Here is a 3,719-nt window from a genome sequence, read left to right as displayed (position 1 = left end):
TGTGCGAGGCCTTTTTGTTTAATAGTGAACCTTGAATGGAAGTCTTGTAGTATAAACGATACCAGCAAATCAATATGTTGTATCTTGTCACTTTTGTTTGTCTACAAAATAGGCGAATATTGAAGTTTCAAATATACCTTTCATTATACTTCATAAGACTTTTTTAGATAATCAACACTCGCAACTGGTCTGCCTAACTCTTTGCTAATAGAGTAAGCCGTTTCACCATTTAACAATTTAGTCAAAATCATCAAAATATCTTGGTGTTTTTTCTTAGCCAAATATAGATGTATTGCTTCTGGGCTAATTTTCTGTGGCATAGGTTACTCTCTAAAATTGTCTAGTTTTTGCCCTTTTTGGTGAGCAATCATTAGAGTGGATTGTTATTCTTCGCGGGAGTCGATATATTCAACCCATGCGGTAACAGCTTCCATAATGTTATGTAAAAGTAGATTTTCTTGCTCATCGTTACTTTGGTTTGTTTTAGCAATTGAACGAGCATCTAGCAGGCGTTTACGAGTCCGCTTCAGTGCTGCAGCTGGATCGTGCGACAGTAAGTCTTCTCCTTTGCTCTTGACCATTTGTTGAATAACTTCAGTCTCTGCTTCATCAGGCTTCTCTGCCGCAACTTTAGCAACTCGGTTGAACTGAGCCGTAGTAAGGCCAACAATATCTTCTTGTGCTAGCCCCGCGCTCTCTACAGCTTTGTGTTTGCGAATAGCTGAATTGATACTTGATGGTGTTGCGTTTAATTGCTCTGAGACTTCTTTTATGGCTTCAGAGCGAGCGACGAATTTTGCATCATGTTGTCTTTTCTTATGTGACACGTCACTAGAATTGTCATTCTGGGCTTGAACCTGATTTTGAACTTCTAGTTTAGTTGTTTTAGTTTGTAGCTTTTTCTTTGTTAAAAGGTTTACACGCTGAGTTATGTGTGCTGCTTTTTCTGACGGAGATAGCTCGTTACGGAACAGGTTTTCATCGATTTCAATCAGTGTTAATGAGTCGGGGTCGTTTACATTCCCCATCTCAGTAACCACGACTTGCCCACGCCCTAATAATTGGTGAGCAGCGACACGGTGCAACCCTGCTACTAACTTGCCATTATTAGTGATAGGAGCATTGATCATTCCGATTTCTTTGATCGATTGCGCAAGTTCCTCTACTTTAATTGGATCTAGTTTACGCAGGCGTGTGCCTGTCGATGCTAAAAGCTTCTCTACATTCATGATAGGCATTAAAGTTCCCCTTTAGTTGCTTGAGCTGATAGCTCCTCAAATTTAGCCAAACGGTCGTGGCGATGACTGCCGGCGTTTTCAATAGGCCACCCACGCGCAACGTGTACTGTACGTTTATTGATGCCGTGACGAACAAATAAAGCGAGCCAGTGAGCGAACTTTAAATCATATGGGGCGTAGCCAATGTCATTTGCTAAATGGCAGATGGCATCAAATGCCTCTCGGTAAAGATCACCGTTCTTTTGAATGTGCGAGTTGATTTGTTGTTGAGTAACTTTAGTTTCGACGTTGTACTGCGAACCATATTCTCGTACGAATAAAAACATAGTGGCTTCTTGAGCTTGCTCTACAGCACGCCCAACGCTGCCTCGTTGGAAGCCGTGTTTACGTGGAAAGCCCTCGAAGATGCGTTTTAGATCATTCGTCATAACTCCTCGAGTCGCACCATTGAACGCTTTACCATTCACGTCAGCAGCAGCCCCAACTATGAATGGAATACGAAACTCTTTAGTAGCGTCGCGTGAAACTATATTGCATGACGCGGTAAGACGTGAATATCCGTCAACAGTTTGAAAGTTTTGATTGAGAACTATTGGGAATGCACCGTTGTATCCCTCACTAATAATTGAATTCTCAAGGTACTCTATATATTCATCTTCAACAGCTTGGCTTTGTTGACGCATCGATTGGACTGTTTCCAAAGAATCAGTATTTAGAACTATAGTACCTATTTCGATTCCACCCCAGATTGGAGATTCTTGAGTTAGAACGTGGTTCATGTTTAGTTTTCTCCAGCTCATTCGAGCATTTAAGTTTATTCGGTTTGTTTGAGAGTTGGCTTGTATTGGATACAAAAACGACAGTTAAGCGTTTTTTAACTTTGAACGCTTTTCTTTAACAAGTTGCATGTAACAAGCTTGGAATTCTGGCGTAACTCTGTGGTCTCGGTTACCTTGCAAATAGCGAGTCTCATAGTTGAACTCACTTTCGCCGCTCAGTTGACAGGCGCGTAGACCCATTTCAATACTTTCTTGGCTTACTGTTGGGTATGTTTCTGCTAGACGTCCAACACGCAGCCATATGAACTCTTCACCAGCTTCTTGCTCGGACTTAATCGTGATACTGCTAGCATCGTAGGTCATTACTGTAGTTCCTCAATCAAGGCTTCTAGACTTTCTATGCTTATTGTCGCTTTTTTCCCTATTCGCGTGATGCCAAATTTATTTTCGAGGTCAGTTAATGTCAGTAAGTTTTGGGTAAAGTCACCTTCCCAAACATCAACTCCAAGTTCCTTTAGTTCATTACGCAGAACTCGAATTATCTCTACTTCTTTGTAGACCTCACGATTAAGAACTCCACTGTGGCTTTTTAGTGTCATTTTAAGAAGTTCTAAACGTGCAATGATCTCGTCATCAGACCGATTCAAAGCTTTGTCCCCAAAGCCATCTTCCAGCGACTTCACGCTGATTTGCTCCGGACACAATGACGTCATTTGGTCTGCGAACATTTCACAGAGCATCATATTTTCGGTTTTTGACCATTCTCCATTATTTAACGATTGCTCAGTGCTTACAGTATTCCCCTTTTTTATTAGTGGGTTGATCGAAACTGAATTTGTGAATGGTACGAATTCTTCGTTTTTGTCTGCTTTAACCGAATTAAGAATCTTAAAACTATTAAGACTATTTCCATTTACCATCGAGACTACTTGATGAAGTTTCTTATATTGGTAGTGTTTGATTTGAACTCTATGTTGTGGACGCCCTACTGAAGGAGCACCATAGGTAGCAATAAGATCGACTTTTGTATTTTGGTATGTGACCTCAAATTGTCCTTTTGCTGGTTGTTCGTCTACCAAACGAATATCTGCACCGGTGAAATAATAGGCGATAGCTCTAGTTAGATATTTCAGGATATCGGCTTGGTTTTTTATTTCTTTCATTGCGTATGGTCTCATTCTTTTGTTGGATAGCGTTTATGTTTACTTAAAGTTTGTCGTGAGATTCCCGGTATAAAAGTGAGTGAAGGTCGCAACTTTCACTCCTTTGCTTCTATTACTTTCGATTGTCCTATTCGCTACGGGCAATCGATGAAAACGCACATTTTGCTTACACACAAAGCTATGAATATAAAGTGTCAATTTCTAAGTAGCACTGCCATGTACGCCGTACTGTATGGTTGATATATTAGGTATGAGGTACTGTATATGCAAGTATTTTTTTCATATTAGCTATGGTTTGTTTTAAGGTTATGATTCCTAAGGGATTAATTTTTTGCGCTTCAGATTTAATTGTGATGAATATCAATGACTAGCTTTCAAGGTGTGCAGAGTTCGTAAGGAATTGAAAATTAAATTCATCTAATGTTTGCGTGTGAGAATTTATATCACCAATTACTGTGGTATTTGCGACAGGTCAGACTCAGGCCACTTCCCAATGCTTGAGCAACCTGAGCAGTTCAACACAACGTTGATGAAAGCGG

Annotated in this window: 5 protein-coding genes; all 5 read right to left on the bottom strand. The window is 40.3% G+C overall.

Annotated features, from left to right (window positions below; translation table 11 throughout):
• Positions 1-143 precede the first annotated feature (143 nt).
• A complete protein-coding gene (locus tag BCT81_RS29195; protein WP_157938881.1) occupies positions 144-320 on the bottom strand; it encodes a hypothetical protein in 177 nt (58 codons plus the stop codon).
• Positions 321-383: 63 nt separating this feature from the next.
• Positions 384-1,238 (bottom strand): ParB N-terminal domain-containing protein, encoded by an 855-nt coding sequence (locus BCT81_RS20555; protein ID WP_102425646.1) that lies wholly within the window; start codon positions 1,236-1,238, stop codon positions 384-386.
• Positions 1,238-2,017 carry a hypothetical protein gene (locus BCT81_RS20550; protein ID WP_102425645.1) on the bottom strand — a complete coding sequence of 260 codons (780 nt, stop codon included), beginning with the start codon at positions 2,015-2,017 and terminating at the stop codon, positions 1,238-1,240. Before BCT81_RS20550 ends, BCT81_RS20555 begins: the two co-directional genes overlap by 1 nt.
• A gap of 84 nt (positions 2,018-2,101) precedes the next feature.
• Positions 2,102-2,380 (bottom strand): hypothetical protein, encoded by a 279-nt coding sequence (locus BCT81_RS20545; RefSeq protein ID WP_102425644.1) that lies wholly within the window; start codon positions 2,378-2,380, stop codon positions 2,102-2,104.
• Positions 2,380-3,180, bottom strand: coding sequence for a hypothetical protein (locus tag BCT81_RS20540; RefSeq protein ID WP_102425643.1), 801 nt, complete (start codon positions 3,178-3,180; stop codon positions 2,380-2,382). Before BCT81_RS20540 ends, BCT81_RS20545 begins: the two co-directional genes overlap by 1 nt.
• Between the last annotated feature and the right edge of the window lie 539 nt (positions 3,181-3,719).

Origin of the sequence: Vibrio sp. 10N.261.52.A1 (assembly GCF_002876325.1) — a bacterium.
Taxonomy (GTDB): domain Bacteria; phylum Pseudomonadota; class Gammaproteobacteria; order Enterobacterales; family Vibrionaceae; genus Vibrio; species Vibrio chagasii.
The sequence above is the reverse complement of the archived record's forward strand: the minus strand, read 5'-3'. Positions and strand labels throughout refer to the sequence as shown.

Excerpts from the sequence above, each read along its gene's own strand:
- BCT81_RS20545 (WP_102425644.1), bottom strand. The coding sequence starts at position 2,380 with ATGACCTACGATGCTAGCAGTATCACGATTAAGTCCGAGCAAGAAGCT.
- BCT81_RS20550 (WP_102425645.1), bottom strand. The coding sequence starts at position 2,017 with ATGAACCACGTTCTAACTCAAGAATCTCCAATCTGGGGTGGAATCGAA.
- BCT81_RS29195 (WP_157938881.1), bottom strand. The coding sequence starts at position 320 with ATGCCACAGAAAATTAGCCCAGAAGCAATACATCTATATTTGGCTAAG.
- BCT81_RS20540 (WP_102425643.1), bottom strand. The coding sequence starts at position 3,180 with ATGAAAGAAATAAAAAACCAAGCCGATATCCTGAAATATCTAACTAGA.
- BCT81_RS20555 (WP_102425646.1), bottom strand. The coding sequence starts at position 1,238 with ATGCCTATCATGAATGTAGAGAAGCTTTTAGCATCGACAGGCACACGC.